17 protein-coding genes are annotated in these 18,419 nt (G+C 70.4%); 11 read left to right on the top strand and 6 right to left on the bottom strand.

The features are described 5' to 3' along the window. Positions 1–78: 78 nt before the first annotated feature. A complete protein-coding gene (locus ACAV_RS03425) occupies positions 79–831 on the bottom strand; it encodes a general secretion pathway protein GspB (protein ID WP_013593182.1) in 753 nt (250 codons plus the stop codon). An 18-nt stretch (positions 832–849) separates the two neighbouring features. Continuing rightward, positions 850–2,550 (bottom strand): ExeA family protein, encoded by a 1,701-nt coding sequence (locus ACAV_RS03420; protein WP_041828545.1) that lies wholly within the window; start codon positions 2,548–2,550, stop codon positions 850–852. A gap of 216 nt (positions 2,551–2,766) precedes the next feature. Between ACAV_RS03420 and ACAV_RS03415 the strand changes: the two genes are divergently transcribed. The 9 genes from ACAV_RS03415 (at position 2,767) to ACAV_RS03375 (ending at position 14,076) form a co-directional block, all read left to right on the top strand. Beyond that, positions 2,767–4,713: an AMP-dependent synthetase/ligase gene (locus ACAV_RS03415; protein WP_013593180.1), complete on the top strand. Its 1,947-nt coding sequence runs from the start codon at positions 2,767–2,769 to the stop codon at positions 4,711–4,713. Positions 4,714–4,742: 29 nt separating this feature from the next. Further along, positions 4,743–5,534, top strand: coding sequence for an ABC transporter ATP-binding protein (locus ACAV_RS03410; RefSeq protein WP_013593179.1), 792 nt, complete (start codon positions 4,743–4,745; stop codon positions 5,532–5,534). 27 nt (positions 5,535–5,561) lie between these two features. Next, a complete protein-coding gene (locus ACAV_RS03405) occupies positions 5,562–6,491 on the top strand; it encodes a branched-chain amino acid ABC transporter permease (RefSeq protein ID WP_013593178.1) in 930 nt (309 codons plus the stop codon). Positions 6,492–6,513: 22 nt separating this feature from the next. Then, positions 6,514–7,578 (top strand): branched-chain amino acid ABC transporter permease, encoded by a 1,065-nt coding sequence (locus tag ACAV_RS03400; RefSeq protein ID WP_013593177.1) that lies wholly within the window; start codon positions 6,514–6,516, stop codon positions 7,576–7,578. A gap of 69 nt (positions 7,579–7,647) precedes the next feature. Further along, positions 7,648–8,970, top strand: coding sequence for an ABC transporter substrate-binding protein (locus ACAV_RS03395; RefSeq protein ID WP_013593176.1), 1,323 nt, complete (start codon positions 7,648–7,650; stop codon positions 8,968–8,970). Between the two features lie 270 nt (positions 8,971–9,240). Beyond that, positions 9,241–10,065, top strand: a complete 825-nt coding sequence (locus ACAV_RS03390) for an ABC transporter ATP-binding protein (protein WP_013593175.1) — start codon at positions 9,241–9,243, stop codon at positions 10,063–10,065. A gap of 256 nt (positions 10,066–10,321) precedes the next feature. Continuing rightward, positions 10,322–11,569, top strand: a complete 1,248-nt coding sequence (locus ACAV_RS03385) for a phenylacetate--CoA ligase family protein (RefSeq protein ID WP_041828939.1) — start codon at positions 10,322–10,324, stop codon at positions 11,567–11,569. A gap of 201 nt (positions 11,570–11,770) precedes the next feature. Beyond that, positions 11,771–12,763, top strand: a complete 993-nt coding sequence (locus ACAV_RS03380; RefSeq protein WP_013593173.1) for a tripartite tricarboxylate transporter substrate-binding protein — start codon at positions 11,771–11,773, stop codon at positions 12,761–12,763. Between the two features lie 230 nt (positions 12,764–12,993). After that, positions 12,994–14,076: a Bug family tripartite tricarboxylate transporter substrate binding protein gene (locus tag ACAV_RS03375; RefSeq protein WP_013593172.1), complete on the top strand. Its 1,083-nt coding sequence runs from the start codon at positions 12,994–12,996 to the stop codon at positions 14,074–14,076. 12 nt (positions 14,077–14,088) lie between these two features. Here the strand turns inward: ACAV_RS03375 and ACAV_RS03370 are convergent, their stop codons facing one another. Together ACAV_RS03370 and ACAV_RS03365 are read right to left on the bottom strand one after the other, a co-directional pair. After that, the gene (locus ACAV_RS03370; RefSeq protein WP_013593171.1) at positions 14,089–14,424 is read right to left on the bottom strand and encodes a DUF1840 domain-containing protein; all 336 of its coding nucleotides are present in this window, start codon (positions 14,422–14,424) and stop codon (positions 14,089–14,091) included. A gap of 37 nt (positions 14,425–14,461) precedes the next feature. Then, a complete protein-coding gene (locus ACAV_RS03365) occupies positions 14,462–15,748 on the bottom strand; it encodes a class I SAM-dependent methyltransferase (RefSeq protein ID WP_013593170.1) in 1,287 nt (428 codons plus the stop codon). Between the two features lie 135 nt (positions 15,749–15,883). On the opposite strand from ACAV_RS03365, the gene ACAV_RS24885 reads away from it, so the two are divergent. Beyond that, complete coding sequence (locus ACAV_RS24885; RefSeq protein ID WP_011793934.1) at positions 15,884–16,054, top strand: hypothetical protein; 171 nt, start codon at positions 15,884–15,886, stop codon at positions 16,052–16,054. An 89-nt stretch (positions 16,055–16,143) separates the two neighbouring features. On the opposite strand, the gene ACAV_RS03360 is transcribed toward ACAV_RS24885, so the two are convergent. Beyond that, complete coding sequence (locus ACAV_RS03360) at positions 16,144–16,851, bottom strand: DNA-3-methyladenine glycosylase I (RefSeq protein WP_013593169.1); 708 nt, start codon at positions 16,849–16,851, stop codon at positions 16,144–16,146. Between the two features lie 104 nt (positions 16,852–16,955). Here ACAV_RS03360 and ACAV_RS03355 point away from each other — a divergent pair, with 104 nt between their 5' ends. Beyond that, complete coding sequence (locus ACAV_RS03355; protein WP_013593168.1) at positions 16,956–18,113, top strand: aminopeptidase; 1,158 nt, start codon at positions 16,956–16,958, stop codon at positions 18,111–18,113. Positions 18,114–18,140: 27 nt separating this feature from the next. Here ACAV_RS03355 and ACAV_RS03350 read toward each other — a convergent pair whose 3' ends face one another. After that, on the bottom strand, positions 18,141–18,395 hold the full coding sequence (locus ACAV_RS03350; RefSeq protein WP_013593167.1) for an acyl-CoA-binding protein: 255 nt from the start codon (positions 18,393–18,395) through the stop codon (positions 18,141–18,143). Positions 18,396–18,419: the final 24 nt, after the last annotated feature.

Raw genomic sequence — 18,419 nt, 5'->3', positions numbered from 1 at the left:
TCCGTGAAATTCCACACAATGGATTACACAAATTAACAATAAATGGGGAACCAATCCCAAATGCCGCTATAGCACGCGCTATCTCGCTGGCTGGGCGATTCGCTGGTCACGGAACTTCCACACCACGCGCTCGGGCTCGATCACCTCCAGCACCACGCCCTGCGCGGCCGTATCGCCCTCGTGCAGCACCTGTCCGTTGACGATGGCCATGCGGTAGAGGGGATTGGACGAGTACGTGACTCCGCTGACCTGCAGCGCGGGGAACTGGGCGCGCACGCTGTCCGGCAGATCCCGCAGGGCCACCACCGCGGGAGCCGGAGCACGCGCGGCAGGGGTCGTTTCGTGCCGCGCGGGTGCGGCGGGTGCGACCGGGGCGGGGGCCGAAGCCAGACGCGCCGAGGCCTGTGCCGGCGCGGGTGCCGACGCGGGGGCCCTGTGTGTTGCCGGAGGAGGAGCGCGATGCACTGCAGGTGCAGGTGCAGGTGCAGGTGTCGCAGTCACCGTGGATGGCGGGACGGGAATGGCAGGCGGCGCCTGCACCGGCGCGGTACGCTCCGCCGGTGCCACGGCGACCGCGGGCGCCGCGGTGCCGGTGCTGGCCACCGGACCGGCGGGCAACGCCCGCGAGGACGCGGCCCACCAGGCCAGGGCGGCAGCGCCGGCGGCGAACAGCAGGGCAGCAGCCAGGGCCAACGGAGCGCGGCGCGCGCCACCGGGCGGCGGGGGCGTGGGCCCCGGGACCGGGGACGGGCCGGGCGTGTGCAGGCCGGGAATGGCGCCGCGGCCGCGCTCGGCTTCGGCGCGCCGCAGGGCATCGAGGATGTAGGACATACGGGAAAGGGTTCCGGGTCAGGAAGTCTTCAGGCGGGGCTCGTCCACGCCCGCGGCGCGGTTGAGCAGCATGAGCGTGAGCGGGCCGGCCACGCCATCGGGCACCAGGCCCTGGGCCACCTGGAAGCGGTAGATGCGGGCGCGGCGCTGCGCGGCGGTGGCCGCCGGCTGTCGGGCCGCCGGGGAAGCGCCGGCGCCGGCGCGCGCGAGCTGGGCATCCAGCCAGGCCTGGGCCTGGGGAGGGCCGGACTCCATCCGCCCGCCGGCGGGCCATTCCGCGGGCGCGCGCCACAGGGTCGCGAATTCACCGCGCCAGGCCTGGGCGAGGTCCGCCGCGGTCACCTCCAGGCGCCGGCCGCCCGCCCCTTCCAGCAGCGCCGTCTGCCGCACGGGATCGAAGCCCGCCAGGAGCACGGAGACCGGCGCATCCGCGGACGGATAGAGGGTCAGCCAGCCGGGCCGGTCCAGCTGGCGCACCAGGGCCAGGCTGGCGCGCCGCTGGCGGTAGCAGCGCAGGCCCTGGCGCTGCAGGGCGTCGCAGGCGTCGCCACTTTCCAGCCCGCCCTTCACGCCCCAGGCGGCGGCCAGCGCACGCCAGGCGGCGTCCTCGCCGGAGGGCTGTGCGGCCAGGAAATCCTGCAGGACCGAATGCACGGGTTGCGGGGCCGCCGGCGCGCTGGCGGCCGATGCGGCCATGGCCGGCAGCGGCGCCGGCGCCACCGCTGCTGCCACGGCTCCCGGTGCATGCGGCGCCGCCGATGATCCAGGGGATGGGCGGGAGGCCGGCCCCCATCCCAGGCCCCAGCCCGCGGCGGCGATGGCCGCGGCGCCCGCCAGCGCTCCGGCGCCCGCGGCGGCCCAGCGCGGCCGGCGGGCCGTGGGTGCCGGGCCTGCGCCCCCGGGGCCGAACACCTCCGCCGCCGCCCGCTCCACGATGGCCTCGTCCACCGCGTGCAGGCCGCCGGCATAGGCCCCCAGCAGCGCGCGGTCGCACAGCAGGTTGATGCGCCGCGGGATGCCCCGGGCGCGCTGGTGGATGCGCACCAGCGCGCCCGCGGTGAACGGCAGGGGCCCTTTCAGGCCCGCCACCGCCATGCGGTGCGCGATGTACTGGCGGGTTTCCTCGGGCGTGAGCGCATCCAGGTGGTAGCGCGCGATCACGCGCTGCGCCAACTGCTCCAGCGCCGGGTCGGCCACCATGGCGCGCAGCTCGGGCTGGCCGATGAGCACGATCTGCAGCAGCTTGCGCTCGCTGGTCTCCAGGTTGGTGAGCAGGCGCAGTTGCTCCAGCACCTCGGGCGCGAGGCTCTGGGCCTCGTCGATGATGAGCACGTTGTTGCGCCCCGCGGCGTGCTCGCGCAGCAGGAAGGCGTTGAGCGGGTCCAGGCAGTCCTTGACGGTCTCCGCGCCGGGCACGGCGGGTGCGTGCGCCACGCCGAACTCGTCGCAGATGGAGCGCAGCAGCTCGCCCACGGTGAGCTTGGGGTTGAACACGTAGGCCACGTTGCAGTAGGCCGGGATCTGCTCCAGGAAGCAGCGGCACACGGTGGTCTTGCCGGTGCCGATCTCGCCGGTGAGCAGCACGAAGCCGCCGCCGGCCTCCAGCCCGTAGAGCAGGTGGGCGAGCGCCTCGCGGTGGCGGTCGCTCATGAACAGGTAGCGCGGGTCGGGGGCGATGGAAAACGGCGCGTGCTCGAGGCCGAAGAACGGGGCGTACATGGCGCGAGGATACCGCCCGGGCATGGCCGGCTCCGCGCGGGGGCCGGCAGGGCGGCACGCAGGGTTACACCCGTCAGGAGTTTCCCCGAAATTGTCGTCGGCAAGACAGGATGGCGTCAAAGCGGTTCCTACCATCCGTTGCATTCCCGCGGATGGCGCGCCTGGCGACAGGCTCCGCCCCCTCCCGCTTCCTCCACCCATCGGCAGGAACCCGGCATGAGCGATACCTTTCCCCGACTGCTGTTGCGCCACGCGGCCGAACGCCCCCAGGCCGCCGCGTTGCGCGAGAAGGAATACGGCATCTGGCAGACCACCACCTGGGCGCGCCTGGCGCAGCTGGTGGAGCAGCTGGCCGCGGGCCTGGACGCCGCGGGCCTGGCGCGCGGCGAGCACCTGGTGGTGATCGGCGCGAACCGCCCGCGGCTCTACGCCACGATGCTCGCGGCGCAGTCGCTGGGCGCCATCCCCGTGCCGCTCTACCAGGACGCCGTGGCGGCCGAATGCGTCTATCCGCTGAACAATGCCGAGGTGCGCTTCTGCGTGGTGGAGGACCAGGAGCAGGTGGACAAGCTGCTGGAGATCCGCGCGCAGTGCCCCGCCATCGCCGGCATCTTCTACGACGATCCGCGCGGCCTGCGCAACTACGCCGAGCCGGGCCTGCAATCGATCGATGCGCTGCTGGAAGACGGCGCGCGCATCGCCGGCACCGCGCCGGGCTGGCTCGCCGCGCGCGCCGGATCCGTGCAGCCCGATGACGTGGCCGCGATGTTCTTCACTTCCGGCACCACGGGCAACCCCAAGGGCGTGGTGCACACGCATGCCACGCTGCTGGACCGCGCCACGGCCGGTGCCGAATTCGACCGGCTCACCGCCGCCGAGGACGTGCTCGCCTACCTGCCGCCCGCCTGGATCGGGCAGAACATCTTCAGCTATGCGCAGTGGCTGGCCTGCGGCTACGTGGTGAACTGCCCCGAGTCGGCCGCCACGGTGTCGATCGACCTCAAGGAGATCGGGCCCACCTACTATTTCGCGCCGCCGCGCATCTTCGAAGGCCTGCTCACGAGCGTGACGATCCGCATGGAAGACGCGGGCGCCTTCAAGCGCTGGCTGTACCGCACCTGCATGGCGCACGCGCGCCGCGTGGGCCCGGCGCTGCAGAGCGGGCAGGCGGTGGGCTGGTGGGACCGGCTGCGTTACGCGGCAGGCGATCTGCTGGTCTACGGCCCGCTGCGCAACACGCTGGGCTTCTCGCGGGTGCGCGTGGCCTACACGGCCGGCGAGGCGATCGGGCCGGACCTGTTCACGTTCTACCGTTCGATCGGCATCAACCTCAAGCAGCTCTACGGCTCCACCGAGACGGCGGTGTTCGTGTGCCTGCAGCCCGACGACGCGGTGCATGCCGACACCGTGGGCGTGCCGATCCGCGGCGTGGAGATCAAGGTGGACGGCAACGGCGAGATCCTCGTGAAATCCGCGGGCCTGCTGCGCGGCTACTACAAGAACCCCGAAGCGACGGCCGAAGTACTCACGCCGGACGGCTGGTACCGCACGAGCGATGCGGGCTTTCTCGACGCGAGCGGCCAGCTCAAGATCATCGACCGCGTGAAGGACGTGGGCCGCCTCGCGGGCGGCGCGCACGACGGGGCGATGTTCGCACCCAAGTACGTGGAGAACAAGCTCAAGTTCTTCCCGCACATCAAGGAGGCCGTGGCGCTCGGCAACGGCCGCGACAAGGTCTGTGCGCTGATCAACATCGATTTCGAGGCGGTGGGCAACTGGGCCGAGCGGCAGAACCTGCCGTACGCGGGCTACACCGACCTCGCCGCCAAGCCCGAGGTGCTGGCGCTGATCCGCGACTGCGTGGAGAAGGTGAACGCCGACCTCGCGGCCGACGGCCTGCTCGCGGGCAGCCAGGTCGCCCGCTTCCTGGTGCTGCACAAGGAGCTGGACGCCGACGACGGCGAACTCACGCGCACCAACAAGGTCCGCCGCGGCTTCATCGCCGACAAATACGGCGTGCTGGTCGATGCGCTCTACGCGGGCCGCGCCGAGCAGTTCATCGAGACGCAGGTGAAGTTCGAGGACGGGCGCACGGGCCGCGTAAGCGCCACGCTGCGCATCGAGGACGCGAAGACCTTCCCGCCCGTGCGGCAGGCCGCCTGAACCCGCGCCGCAGCACAACGTACAACGCCATGACCACTCCCCACAAGAAGACCGGCGACGTGATCCTCGACGTGCGCAACATCAGCCTGCGCTTTGGCGGGGTGAAGGCGCTCACCGACATCTCGTTCGACGTGCGCGAGCACGAGATCCGCTCCATCATCGGCCCGAACGGCGCCGGCAAGAGCTCGATGCTCAACTGCATCAACGGCGTCTATGCGCCGCAGGAAGGCTCCATCACCTTCCGCGGCAAGACCTTCGCCCACATGAACAGCCGCCAGGTGGCCGAGATGGGCGTGGCGCGCACCTTCCAGAACCTGGCGCTCTTCAAGGGCATGAGCGTGCTCGACAACATCATGTCGGGCCGCAACCTGAAGATCAGAAGCAACCTGCTGATGCAGGCGCTGCGCATCGGCCCGGCGGTGGCCGAGGAGATCCGCCACCGCGAAGTGGTCGAGCGCATCATCGACTTTCTGGAGATCCAGGCCTGGCGCAAGGCACCCGTGGGCCAGCTGCCCTACGGCCTGCAAAAGCGCGTGGACCTGGGCCGGGCCCTGGCCATGGAGCCGCAGGTGCTGCTGCTCGACGAGCCCATGGCCGGCATGAACGTGGAGGAAAAGCAGGACATGTGCCGCTTCATCCTCGACGTGAACGACGAATTCGGCACCACCATCGTGCTGATCGAGCACGACATGGGCGTGGTGATGGACATCTCCGACCGCGTCGTGGTGCTCGATTACGGCAAGAAGATCGGCGACGGCACGCCCGAGGCCGTGCGCAACAACGAAGACGTGATCCGCGCCTATCTCGGCGCAGGCCACTAGACACGCAGGACATCGGAGGCATACGCCATGGGTTTCTTTCTCGAAACGGTGTTCGGCGGCCTGATGGCCGGCATGCTCTACGCGCTCGTGGCGCTGGGGTTCGTGCTGATCTTCAAGGCCTCGGGCGTGTTCAATTTCGCGCAGGGCGCGATGGTGCTGTTCGCGGCGCTCGCGATGGCGCGCTTCGCGGAATGGCTGCCGCGCTGGCTGGGCTTCGACAGCCTGCTGCTGGCGAACGTGCTGGCCTTCTGCGCGGCGGTGGCGTGCATGGTGGGCGTGGCCTGGCTGGTGGAGCGGCTGGCGCTGCGCCACCTCGTGAACCAGGAGCCGATCGCGCTGCTGATGGCCACGCTGGGCATCACCTACTTCCTCGACGGCGCGGGCCAGCTCATCTTCGGCAGCAGCACCTACAAGATCGACGTGGGCATGCCCAAGGACCCGATGATCGTGCTGGAGAACGTCTTCGAGGGCGGCCTGCTGCTCTCCAGGGAGGACCTCTACGCCGCCGTGGTGGCCGCCGCGCTCGTGGCGCTGCTCTCGCTCTTTTTCCAGAAGACGCGCACCGGCCGCGCGCTGCGCGCCGTGGCCGACGACCACCAGGCCGCGCAGTCCATCGGCATCCCGCTCTCGCGCATCTGGGTGATCGTGTGGTCGGTGGGCGGCATCGTCGCGCTCGTGGCCGGCATCATCTGGGGCAGCAAGCTGGGCGTGCAGTTCTCCATCTCGCTCGTGGCGCTCAAGGCCTTCCCGGTGGTGATCCTCGGCGGCCTCACCTCCGTGCCCGGCGCCATCGTGGGCGGCCTGCTGATCGGCGTGGGCGAGAAGGTGTCCGAGATCTACCTCGGGCCGTTCCTCGGCGGCGGCATCGAGAACTGGTTCGCCTACGTGCTCGCGCTGGGCTTCCTGCTGATCCGGCCGCAGGGCCTGTTCGGCGACAAGATCATCGACCGCGTGTAACCGGTAGAAGGAGCCAGGCAACATGTTCTACCGCGAAAACGGCCAGTTCAAGACCAGCTACCAGGCCGACCTGGCGCTGTTCCCCATCGCCCAGGACCGCTGGGCCCTACTCGCCCTGCTGGCGGTGGCCTTCGTCGGCGTGCCGCTGGTGGGCAGCGACTACTTCTTCCGCGCCGTCGCCGTGCCGTTCCTGATCCTGTCGCTCGCGGCGATCGGGCTCAACATCCTCGTGGGCTACTGCGGGCAGATCTCGCTGGGCACGGGCGCCTTCATGGCCGTGGGCGCCTACGCGGCCTACAACCTGCAGGTGCGCATCGAGGGCATGCCGCTGCTGCTCGCGCTGCTGGGCGGCGGGCTCTGCGCCACGGTATTCGGCGTGCTGTTCGGCATCCCGAGCCTGCGCATCCGCGGGCTCTACCTGGCGGTGGCGACGCTCGCCGCGCAGTTCTTCACCGACTGGTTCACCAACCGCGTGAAGTGGGTCACCAACGATTCGTCGTCGGGTTCGGTCAGCGTGGGCCACCTGCAGATCCTGGGCTTCGGCATCGAGACGCCGGTGCAGAAGTACCTGCTGTGCCTGGGGTTCGTCGCCGTGTTCGCGCTGCTCGCCAAGAACCTGGTGCGCGGCGCCGTGGGCCGCGAGTGGATGGCCATGCGCGACATGGACGTAGCCGCGGCCGTGATCGGCATCCGCCCGGTGTACGCCAAGCTCAGCGCGTTCGCGGTGAGCAGCTTCATCGTCGGCGTGGCCGGCGGCCTCTGGGGCTTCGTGCACCTGGGCTCGTGGGAGCCCGCGGCCTTCGGCATCGACCGCTCGTTCCAGCTGCTGTTCATGGTGATCATCGGCGGGCTGGGCTCCATCGCCGGCAGCTTCTTCGGCGCGGCCTTCATCGTGCTGCTGCCGCTGCTGCTGAACTACGTGCCCCACTGGCTGGGGCTGCCGCTGTCCACCGGCACGGCCACGCACCTGGAGCACATGATCTTCGGCGCGCTGATCGTGTTCTTCCTCATCGTCGAGCCGCACGGCCTCGCGCGGCTGTGGTCCACCGCGCGGCAGAAGCTGCGCATCTGGCCGTTCCCGCACTGACCGGCGTCGCCGCACCCACCGTTTTCCCCAACGCACCATCCGAGTGCCACACACCCAAGGAGACATGCCATGCAACCCAGGAAGATCGCCACGATCGCCGCCGCTCTCGCGGCCGGCCTCTCCGCGCTCGCCACCGCGCCGCTGGCGCAGGCGCAGGCCGCGGGCGAGCAGTTCGTGCCGCTGCTCGTCTACCGCACCGGGCAGTTCGCGCCGCTCGGGATCCCTTGGGCGGATGGCAAGCAGGACTACCTCAAGCTCGTGAACGCCCGCGACGGCGGCGTGAACGGCGTCAAGCTCTCGTTCGAGGAATGCGAGACCGCCTACGACGCGGCCAAGGGCGTGGAGTGCTACGAGCGCCTGAAGGGCAAGGGCGGCGGCGCCTCCGGCTTCGACACGCAATCCACCGGCATCACCTTCGCGGTGACCGACAAGGCCTTCGTGGACAAGATCCCCGTCGAGACCCCGGGCTACGGCCTCTCGCAATCGGCCGACGGCACGGTGTTCGAATGGAACTTCCCGCTGCTGGGCACCTACTGGACCGCCGCCGACGTGATGCTGCAGGACATCGCCAAGAAGGAAAACGGCAGCCTCAAGGGCAAGAAGATCGCGCTGGTCTATCACGACAGCCCCTACGGCAAGGAGCCGATCCCGCTGCTGCAAAAGCGCGCCGAGGCCGACGGCTTCACGCTCAGCACCTTCCCCGTCACGCCGCCCGGCGTGGAGCAGAAATCCACCTGGCTGCAGATCCGCCAGCAGAAGCCCGACTACGTGCTGTTCTGGTCGGCCGGCGTGATGACGCCCGCCGGCATCCGCGAGGCGCAGGCCAGCGGCTACCCGCGCGAGAAGATCTACGGCATCTGGTGGGCCGGCTCGGACCACGACGTGAAGGACATCGGCGCGGGCGCCAAGGGCTACAACGCCATCACCATCCACAACAGCGCCGCGAAGGACAAGGTGCACGACGACCTGAAGAAGTTCGTCTACGACAAGGGCCAGGGCACGGGCGCGCCCACGGGCGTGGGCACGCTGGCGCACACGCGCGGAATGATGATCTCCATGCTGCAGGTGGAGGCGATCCGCGCCGCGCAGGAGAAGTACGGCAAGGGCAAGGTGCTCACGCCCGAGCAGGTGCGCTGGGGCTTCGAGAACCTGGACCTCACGGCCGACAGGCTCAAGGCCCTGGGTTTCGGCGAGATCATGCGGCCCGTGAAGACCTCCTGCCAGAACCACATGGGCACCGACTGGGCGCGCATCGTGCAGTGGGACGGCGGCAAGTGGAACATCCAGTCCGACTGGTACCAGGCCGACAAGACGCACATCGATCCGCTGGTGAAGGAGTACGCGGCGAAGTATGCGAAGGACAAGAACATCAAACCCAGGACTTGCGGGTAACGCCCCCTGAGCGGCTGCGCCGCTCCGCGCTGCCGCCAGAGGCGACTGCCCTTCGAGCACGTCCAAGCCTGCGCAGGCAGGCTTGGAGCCGCGGCACTCAGCCCCTTCTCTCGGCCCGCTGCGCGGTCCGGGAAGGGGGACGACACCCTCGGTGCGGAGCGGCCCTTCCTCGGTGTCTCTCGTACCCCGTGGCCGAGGCCTCGTTTTCCAACACCGATGCGCCAGCCCCGAACCGCACGGACCACCCACATCATGCCCATGGAGCCAGCCATGACCACAGCCCCGCCATCCGCCAGTGAACCGCTGCTCGTCGTCAACGGCATCGAGGTGATCTACCACCACGTGATCCTCGTGCTCAAGGGCGTGTCGCTTTCCGTGCCCGAGGGCGCCATCGTGGCCCTGCTGGGGGGCAATGGCGCGGGCAAGACGACGACGCTGCGCGCGGTGTCCAACCTGCTCGCGGGCGAGCGCGGGGAGGTCACGAAGGGCAGCATCGAGCTGCGCGGCGAGCGCATCGAAAAGCTCTCGCCCGCTGCGCTGGTGGACCGTGGCGTGGTGCAGGTGATGGAGGGCCGCCACTGTTTTGCCCACCTCACGATCGAGGAGAACCTGCTCACGGGCGCCTACACGCGGCGCGACCGCGGCGAGATCGCGGCGAACCTGGAGAAGGTGTATGCCTATTTCCCGCGGCTGAAGACGCGGCGCACGAGCCAGGCGGCCTATACCTCGGGCGGCGAGCAGCAGATGTGCGCCATCGGCCGCGCGCTCATGGCCAACCCGCGCATGGTGCTGCTCGACGAGCCCTCGATGGGCCTGGCGCCGCAGATCGTGGACGAGGTCTTCCACATCGTGCGCGACCTCAACACCCGCGAGAAGGTCACTTTCCTGCTGGCCGAGCAGAACACGCACATGGCCCTGAAATACGCCGACTACGGCTACATCCTCGAAAGCGGCCGCGTGGTGATGGACGGCGCGGCCCGCGACCTCGCGAGCAACGAGGACGTGAAGGAGTTCTACCTGGGCATGGGCGGTGGGGAGCGCAAGAGTTTCAAGGATGCGAAGAGCTACAAGCGGCGCAAGCGCTGGCTTGCATGAGAACACCCCCCTGCGCGGCTGCGCCGCTTCCCCCCGCTCTCGCCGTGTTGCGCACGGCGGGCAGGGGGACGACGCCAGCGGCCGGGCGAAGCCCGTTCCGCGGCGTCTGCTGGCATGGCCTGCTCCGCGGCCTCTCGATAGGTGGCGCTGCAGGGGTTCCAGGGCCGTGGCAAGGGAAAAAGCGGGGGCACACGCCGAATGGCGGCGCCGCTGCGTATGACGATGGATGCACAACCGCATGGATGAAGGCATGAGCATGATGGATTCCTACGACGCCCTCGAAACCCGCGCGCCCGAGGAGCGCGAGGCTGCGCTGATGGCGGCGCTGCCGGCGCAGGTGGCGCATGCGCGGTCGGCCACGGCGGCTTTCGGCGAGATCCTGGCGGGGGTGGATCCGCGGGCCGTGGCCAGCCGGGATGCGCTGGCCGCGCTGCCGGTGACGCGCAAGCACGAGCTGCTGGAGCGGCAGCAGGCGGGCCGGGCCGCGAACCCGTTCGGGGGGTTCAGCGCACTGGCGTTCGGGCCGGCGATGCCGCGGGTGTTCGCCAGCCCGGGCACGCTCTACGAGCCCGAGGGGCGCCGGGCTGATTACTGGCGCATGGCGCGTGCGATCCATGCCGCGGGGTTCCGGCCGGGCGAGCTGGTGCACAACTGCTTCAGCTACCACTTCGTGCCCGCTGGCGCGATGATGGAAGGCGGCGCGCAGGCCGTGGGCTGCACGGTGTTCGCGGGCGGCACGGGGCAGACGGAGCAGCAGGTGCAGGCCATGGCCGAGCTGCGCCCCGCGGGCTATATCGGCACGCCGAGCTTCCTGCGCATCCTGCTGGAGAAAGCGGCGGAGACGGGCACCGCGCTGCCGCACCTGGGCAAGGCGCTGGTGTCGGGCGAGGCGCTGCCGCCCTCGCTGCGCGACTGGTTCGCGGAGCGCGGCGTCGCGGCCTACCAGTGCTATGCCACGGCCGACCTGGGCCTGATCGCCTACGAGACGCGCGCCCGCGAGGGCCTGGTGTTGGGCGAGGATGTGATCGTGGAGATCGTGCGCCCCGGCACCGGAGATCCGGTGCCCGACGGCGAGGTGGGCGAGGTGGTGGTGACCACCCTCAATCCCGACTACCCCCTGGTGCGCTTCGGCACGGGCGATCTGTCGGCCGTGCTGCCCGGCCCCTGCCCCACCGGCCGCACGAACCGCCGCATCCGCGGCTGGATGGGCCGGGCCGACCAGACCACCAAGGTGCGCGGCATGTTCGTGCACCCCGGCCAGGTGGCCGAGGTGGCCCGGCGCTTCCCGCAGGTGGGGCGCGCGCGCCTCGTCGTGGCCGGAGAGATGGCCAGCGACACCCTGGTGCTGCGCGTGGAGACGTCGGAGACCGCCGGCGGGCTGGCCGACCAGCTGGCGGCCGCGGTGCGCGATGTCACCAAGCTGCGCGCCGAGGTGGAGATGCTGCCGCCGGGCAGCCTGCCCAACGATGGCCGCGTGATCGAGGATGCGCGCAGCTACCGGTGACCCCGGACGGCGCCGGCGGGCGCATGCCACAGGTGGATTGCACGGGGCTTACACTCACATTTCCATAGCAATAAAACATTGCAGGTCAATGGATACAGCGCAAAAAAATTGAAAACCCTGCATCCCCGCGCCTCAGTGATTACCTTGATGTAGGCCCGAAAGCCCGTGACTATCATGGCGCCTCTTCACGTAAGGAGCACCATGAAATCACTGTTCAAGACCGCCCTGCTGGCCGCTGCCGCAGCCGCCGCTTTCGGCGTCCAGGCGCAGCAAGCCTTCCCCTCCAAGGACAAGACGGTGACCATCGTCGTGCCCTTCGCGGCCGGCGGTCCCACCGACCGCGTGGCACGCGACCTGGCCGAGGCCATGCGCAAGCCGCTGGGCGGGGTGAGCGTGGTGATCGACAACGCCGCAGGCGCCGGCAGCAGCATCGGCACCGCCAAGGTGGCACGCGCCAACCCCGATGGCTACACCCTGCTGCTCAACCACATCGCCATGGCCACGATGCCGGCGCTCTACCGCAAGCTGCCGTTCAACGTGGCCACCGACTTCGAGTACCTGGGCATCGTGAACGACGTGCCCATGACGCTCATCGGCCGCCCCTCGCTGCCCGCCAACAACTACAAGGAACTCGCGACCTGGATCGAACAGAACAAGGGCAAGATCAACCTGGGCCACGCCGGCCTGGGCGCCGCCTCGCACCTGTGCGGCCTGCTCTACCAGAACGCGCTCAAGGTCGAGATGACCACCGTGGCCTACAAGGGCACGGCCCCCGCCATCACCGACCTGATCGGCGGCCAGATCGATCTGCTGTGCGACCAGACGACCAACACCACCTCGCAGATCGAGGCCAAGAAGGTCAAGGCCTATGCCGTCACCACGGCCAAGCGCCTGACCACGCCCTCGCTCAAGGACCTGCCCACGCTGGCCGAGTCCGGCGTGAAGGACTTCCAGGTCACCATCTGGCACGGCCTCTATGCGCCCAAGGGCACGCCCGCCGAAGTGGTCGCCAAGCTCAACGAAGCCCTCAAGGCCGCCCTGAAGGACCCCGACTTCATCAAGAAGCAGGAAGGCCTGGGCGCCGTGGTGGCTTCCGACCAGCGCATCGAGCCGGCCGAGCACAAGAAGTTCGTGCAGGCCGAGATCAACAAGTGGGGGCCCATCATCAAGGCCGCCGGCACCTACGCGGACTGACGGAAGCGGCCCACCGGGCCGGCCGTCCGTCCCCCCGACGCCCCGTGGCTGCCAGCCCCGGGGCGTTTTCCATTGGGGCCCGCGAAGGCGGTGGAGCGCGCGGCACGCATGCGTTCCACGGCGCTACGGGTTATCCATCTGCCATGGCGCCGCGGGCCCGCCTACAACGGGGGCATATGGCCCCGCACGGCGGGGCTTCCGATCCACGGTTCCCCGAAAGACTCTCCCCCATGCCCCTGCCCGCCGATGCATCGCCCTCCCGCCGCCCACGCGCCCATGCCGCTGCCGCCGTGCAGGACACCGCCGTGCGCCGCCGCCGCACCATTGCCCTGGGCTGCGCGCTGCTCACGGGCGCCGCGCTCGCGGCCTGGCAATCGCCCGCGCGCGCCGACACGTGGCCGTCCAAGCCCGTGCGCATCGTCGTGCCCTTCGCCCCGGGCGGCACCACCGACATCCTCGCGCGGGCCGTCGCACCCGAACTGAGCCGCGCCTTCGGGCAGCAGTTCGTGGTGGACAACCGCGCGGGCGCGGGCGGCAACATCGGCGCGGAGATCGTCGCCAAGTCGCCGGCCGACGGCTACACCCTGCTCATGGGCACCGTGGGCACGCACGGCATCAACCGCGCGCTCTACGGCAAGCTGCCCTACGACCCCATCAAGGACTTCGTGCCGATCACGCTGGTGGCCGCGGTGCCGAACGTGATGGAAGTCAACGCCGAGAAGGCGCGCGCGCAGGGCATCTCGAGCGTGCAGGACTTCATCCGCTACGCCAAGGCCCACCCGGGCCAGCTCAACATGGCCTCCAGCGGCAACGGCACCTCCATCCACCTCGCGGGCGAGCTGTTCAAGAGCATGACCGGCACCTACATGCTGCACATGCCCTACCGCGGCTCGGGCCCGGCCCTGCTGGACATGGTGGGCGGCAACATGGACGTGATGTTCGACAACCTGCCCTCTTCCATGGCCCAGATCAAGGCGGGCAAGCTCAAGGCACTGGCGGTGACCAGCGCGACCCGCTCGCCTGCGCTGCCGGACGTGCCCACCGTGGAAGAGGCCGGCGGCCCGGCGCTCAAGGGCTACGAGGCCAGTTCGTGGTTCGGCCTGCTGGCCCCGGCGGGCACGCCCGCCGACATCGTGAACCGCATCCAGCAGGAAACCGCCAAGGCACTGGCATCGCCCGCGGTGAAGGAGCGCATGCTGGCGCAGGGCGCCATTCCCGGCGGCAACACGCCGGCCGAGTTCGCGCGGCACATCCAGGCCGAGCACGCCAAGTGGGCCCGCGTGGTGCAGGCCTCGGGCGCCAAGGTGGACTGAGCCGCGGCGCTGCTACCAGGTGACCTCGCGGCCCTCGGCGGCGCTGCGGCGCAGCATGTCGATGAAGGGAGCCGCGCGCTGGCGCAGGCGCACCGCCTCGGCCGGATTACCGCGCTCCTCGCGGCCCTCGGCGGCCGCATCGTCCTGCTCCTCTGCGCCCTCGGCGCGGCGGGCCTCGTCGGCGGCCACCGCGGCCTCCAGCGCCTGGATGGCCGCGGGGATCTGCTCGGCCGTGATGATGCCGTGCGCATCGTCGGGGGACTTGCCGATCGCCTGCAGGATCTGGCGGCCGTGGGGCTGCAGCATGATGATGTCGGCCGTGGCGCGGGACTTGAATTTGTAGAGCATGGATCGGGAAGGGGACAGGTAAAAAAACGGAGCCGATTCAGGAGGCTGGTGGCAGGCCCTCGTACATGTAGCCGCGCTGGAAAGGGTAGCCGGATTGCGCGCCCGGCATGGGGCCGGAATCGGTGCGGCCGTCGGGCCGGATGGCGAGCATCTGGTGCAGCGCCATCCATCCGCGCTCGAATCCCATGGCGCTGCCGGCCAGGTAGAGGCGGTAGGCGCGCAGCGCCCTGGCGCCGCGATCGGCCCCGGCCTCTTCCGACAGGATGGCCTCGGCCTCGGCCAGGCGCTCCTCCAGCGCATCCGACCAGGCCCAGAGCGTGCGCGCATAGTGCGGGCGCAGGTTCTCGGTATCGACCATCTCCAGGCCGGCACCGGCCATGTCGTGCAGCACGGCGCCCACGTGCACCAGCTCGCCGCCGGGAAAGATGTATTTCTCGATGAAGTCGCCCATGCCGGCACCGAGCTGGTCATTGTCCACGCCGCCCGCGGTGATGCCGTGGTTGAGCAGCAGCCCGCCGGGGCGCAGCAGGCCGTGCACGCAGGCGAAATACTCCGGCAGGCGCGCGCGCCCCACGTGCTCGAACATGCCCACGGAGGCGATCTTGTCGAACGGCCGCTGTGCGGTGCGCGGCAGGTCGCGGTAGTCGCACAGCAGCATGCGCACCCGGCCCGACAGGCCCTTCTCCTCGATGAGCCGCGCCACGTGCGCATGCTGGTTGCGCGAGAGCGTGATGCCGGTGCCTTCCACGCCATAGTGCTCCGCGGCCCAGAGCAGCAGCCCGCCCCAGCCCGCGCCGATGTCCAGGAAGCGGTCGCCGGGCGCGAGGCGCAGCTTGCGGCAGATGTGGTCCAGCTTGGCCTCCTGCGCCCGGGCGAGCGGCATGTCGGCGTCGCGGTAGTAGGCGCAGGAATACACGCGGCGCGGATCGAGCCACAGCGCGTAGAAGCGGTCGGAAAGGTCGTAGTGGAACTGGATCTGCCGCGCGTCCCGGCCCAGCGTGTGCAGGCGGTAGGAGCGGATCCGGTGCGCCAGCGCGGCGCCCCAGTGGGACGACCCGTGCGCCGGATCGCCCCGCAGCAGGGCGCCGGCCGCGGCCATGAGGTCGCGCACGCGCCCTTCCATGGCCACGCGGCCCTCCACGATGGCGGCGCCCACGTCGCCCACCTTGCCCCGCGCAAGGGCGGCGAGCGCCATCGCGTCGCGGAAGCGCAGCACCACGCGCGCATCGCGCACGCCCAGCCGCTCCCCCCCGGGCAGCTCCAGTGCGAGCCCGACCGGCGACACGGCCAGCCGCTCTTCCAGGGCGCGCAGCAGGGGATTCATGGGGAGGATTGTTGGACCGCCCCCGGCGAGCGTCAATGGCAACTGTCTTACAAACCCGGCCGCCAGAACGCCCTGCGGCCCGTCTATGGCTTAATAGAGGGTTTTCACAGCACGTTCCAGCAGGAGTCTCACACCATGGGCAACAAGATCGTTACCGAAGCCGACCGCAAGCGCACCCCCCAACCGAAGCCGCTGCCCGGCATGTCCCTGCCCACGGGCGGCCGCGGCCAGCGCGTGAGCCTGGAGCGCGGCGTCGCCACGCGCAGCAAGAAGAACCCCGGCAAGCGCTCCAAGAAGGGCGGCTGAGCCCCCTTTTTGCCGCGGCGGCGCCCCGTGCGGCCGCCCCTGCGCCCCGAAGCCCTCCTGCGCGAGGGCTTTTTTGTGCGCGGGGCCGTTCAGCGCACGGGCCCGGGCACCTGGAAAGCAGCGCGCGCGGCCTGGGCCGCCTCGCGCGTGGCGCAGCCCTCGATGTGGTCGTTGACCAGGCCCATGGCCTGCATGAAGGCGTACATCGTGGTCGGCCCGACGAAGCCGAAGCCGCGCTTCTTCAGGTCCTTGGACAGGGCCATGGCGGCCGGCGCGGTGGTGAGCGCCTTCGCGGCCGCCAGCGTGAGCCGTTCGGGGCGCCCCTCGGCCGCGGCCGGGGCGAAGCGCCACACGTAGTGCGCCAGGGTGCCGAATTCACGCCGCAACTCCAGCACGCGGCGCGCATTGCGGATGGCCGACTCGATCTTGCCGCGGTGGCGCACGATGCCCGGGTCGGCCAGCAGGCGCGCCACGTCAGCCTCGTCGAAATCCGCCATGCGCTCGGCATCGAAGTTCGCGAACCCCGCGCGGAAGGCTTCGCGCTTGTTGAGGATGGTGATCCAGCTCAGGCCGGCCTGGAAGCCCTCCAGGCAGAGCTTTTCGAACAGGCGCCGGTCGTCGCTGACCGGAAAGCCCCATTCATGGTCATGGTAGTGGCGGTAGAGCGGCGTGGCGCGGCACCAGAAGCAGCGGGCAGGCTCGGCCGGGCCATCCGCGAACAGCCCTTCGGGCAACGCGGGGGCGGCGGCCACGGTGGGCGCCGGTTCGGCAGCGGGCGCAAGGGGATCGTGGGGCATGGCGCCATTCTAGGGAGCCGCCGCCGGGAACCGGCCGCCGCTCCGTACACTCCACCGTGCTCCTGCGGACCGTTTCACATCCGTTTCGCCCGCCTCTTCGCCCCATGACTTCCCTGCCCCCCTCCCCTGCCCGCACTGCGCGCCTCGCGGCCGCCGGCCTCGCAGGCGCCCTGCTCGCGGGCTGCGCCCATACCGGCGACACGCTGGGCTACTACTGGCAATCGGTGCGCGGCCACCTGCAGATCATGCGCGCTGCGGAACCGGTGGACGACTGGATCGCGCGGCCCGGCACCGCCGCGCCGCTGCGGGCCCGGCTGGAGCTCGCGCAGCAGGCGCGTGCGTTCGCGGTCAAGGAACTGCACCTGCCCGACAACGCCAGCTACCGCCGCTATGCCGACCTTGGCCGCCGCGCCGCCGTCTGGAACGTGGTGGCCGCGCCGCCCGATTCGCTCACGCTGCACACCTGGTGCTTTCCGATCACCGGCTGCATCGGCTACCGGGGCTACTTCGCGGAAGGCGACGCACGGGCGGAGGCCGCGCGCCTCGCCGCAGGCGGGCTGGAGACGGCCGTGTACGGCGTGCCCGCCTATTCCACGCTGGGCTACACCAACTGGCTGGGCGGGGATCCGCTGCTCAATACCTTCATCGGCTGGCCCGAGGGGGATTTCGTGCGACTGCTGTTCCACGAACTGGCCCACCAGGTGGTGTATGCCAACGGCGACACGATGTTCAACGAATCGTTCGCCACGGCGGTGGAGCGGCTCGGCGTGGCCCGCTGGCTCGCCGAGCGGGCCACGCCGCAGGCCCGGGCCGAATACGCGCTGGGCGAGGAACGGCGCACGGCGTTCCGGTCGCTGGCCCGGGACACGCGCGAGCGGCTGGCGGAGCTGTATGCACGGTCTGCCGGGGAAGGGAGCCAGCCCGGGCTGCAGGAGCACAAGCGCGAGGCGATGGAGCAATTCCGCGCCCGGTACGCCGAACTGCGTGCCGGCTGGCTGGCGCAGGGCACTCAGCCCGCGCAGATCGCGGGCTACGACCGCTGGGTGGCCGAAGCCAACAATGCGGCCTTCGGCGCGCAGGCAGCCTATGACGACCTCGTGCCCGCCTTCGAGGCGCTGTTCCGGAGGGAAGGGGGCGACTGGCCGCGGTTCTACCAGGCCGTGCGCCGGCTGGCCGCGCTGCCGCCGGACGAGCGGCTGCGGGAGCTGCGCGCCGCGCTGCCGGCGTCCCGCGGCGCCGCGCCCCCGCCGGCCGCCGATTGACGCGGGACGGACGCCGCGCGGCGCCGGTCAGCCCAGGGATTCGATCAGGTCGATGTACTGCTGCTTCGCGGCATCGCCGTCCGTGCCCTTGAGCTTGGTCCAGGCGTCCCACTTGGCGCGGCCCACGACGTCGGAAAAGCCGGGGCGGGCTTCCGCGTTGTCGCCCGCGGTGGCCTGCTTGTAGAGTGCGTAGATCTTGAGCAGCGTCGGGTTGTCGGGGCGCTCGCTGAGGTTCTTGGACTGGGCCACGGCGGCTTCGAAAGCAGCGTTCAGGTCGGACATGGGAAAGCGTGTCTCCGGGTGGAT

This window comes from Paracidovorax avenae ATCC 19860 (genome assembly GCF_000176855.2).
Taxonomy (GTDB): Bacteria; Pseudomonadota; Gammaproteobacteria; order Burkholderiales; family Burkholderiaceae_C; genus Paracidovorax; species Paracidovorax avenae.
This window is presented reverse-complemented; position numbering and strand designations above follow the sequence as displayed.

Coding starts and splice junctions, on each gene's coding strand:
- ACAV_RS03365 (WP_013593170.1), bottom strand. CDS start 15,748: ATGAATCCCCTGCTGCGCGCCCTGGAAGAGCGGCTGGCCGTGTCGCCG.
- ACAV_RS03370 (WP_013593171.1), bottom strand. CDS start 14,424: ATGCTCTACAAATTCAAGTCCCGCGCCACGGCCGACATCATCATGCTG.
- ACAV_RS03375 (WP_013593172.1), top strand. CDS start 12,994: ATGCCCCTGCCCGCCGATGCATCGCCCTCCCGCCGCCCACGCGCCCAT.
- ACAV_RS03385 (WP_041828939.1), top strand. CDS start 10,322: ATGATGGATTCCTACGACGCCCTCGAAACCCGCGCGCCCGAGGAGCGC.
- ACAV_RS03355 (WP_013593168.1), top strand. CDS start 16,956: ATGACTTCCCTGCCCCCCTCCCCTGCCCGCACTGCGCGCCTCGCGGCC.
- ACAV_RS03400 (WP_013593177.1), top strand. CDS start 6,514: ATGTTCTACCGCGAAAACGGCCAGTTCAAGACCAGCTACCAGGCCGAC.
- ACAV_RS03380 (WP_013593173.1), top strand. CDS start 11,771: ATGAAATCACTGTTCAAGACCGCCCTGCTGGCCGCTGCCGCAGCCGCC.
- ACAV_RS24885 (WP_011793934.1), top strand. CDS start 15,884: ATGGGCAACAAGATCGTTACCGAAGCCGACCGCAAGCGCACCCCCCAA.
- ACAV_RS03350 (WP_013593167.1), bottom strand. CDS start 18,395: ATGTCCGACCTGAACGCTGCTTTCGAAGCCGCCGTGGCCCAGTCCAAG.
- ACAV_RS03390 (WP_013593175.1), top strand. CDS start 9,241: ATGACCACAGCCCCGCCATCCGCCAGTGAACCGCTGCTCGTCGTCAAC.
- ACAV_RS03410 (WP_013593179.1), top strand. CDS start 4,743: ATGACCACTCCCCACAAGAAGACCGGCGACGTGATCCTCGACGTGCGC.
- ACAV_RS03420 (WP_041828545.1), bottom strand. CDS start 2,550: ATGTACGCCCCGTTCTTCGGCCTCGAGCACGCGCCGTTTTCCATCGCC.
- ACAV_RS03415 (WP_013593180.1), top strand. CDS start 2,767: ATGAGCGATACCTTTCCCCGACTGCTGTTGCGCCACGCGGCCGAACGC.
- ACAV_RS03425 (WP_013593182.1), bottom strand. CDS start 831: ATGTCCTACATCCTCGATGCCCTGCGGCGCGCCGAAGCCGAGCGCGGC.
- ACAV_RS03395 (WP_013593176.1), top strand. CDS start 7,648: ATGCAACCCAGGAAGATCGCCACGATCGCCGCCGCTCTCGCGGCCGGC.
- ACAV_RS03360 (WP_013593169.1), bottom strand. CDS start 16,851: ATGCCCCACGATCCCCTTGCGCCCGCTGCCGAACCGGCGCCCACCGTG.
- ACAV_RS03405 (WP_013593178.1), top strand. CDS start 5,562: ATGGGTTTCTTTCTCGAAACGGTGTTCGGCGGCCTGATGGCCGGCATG.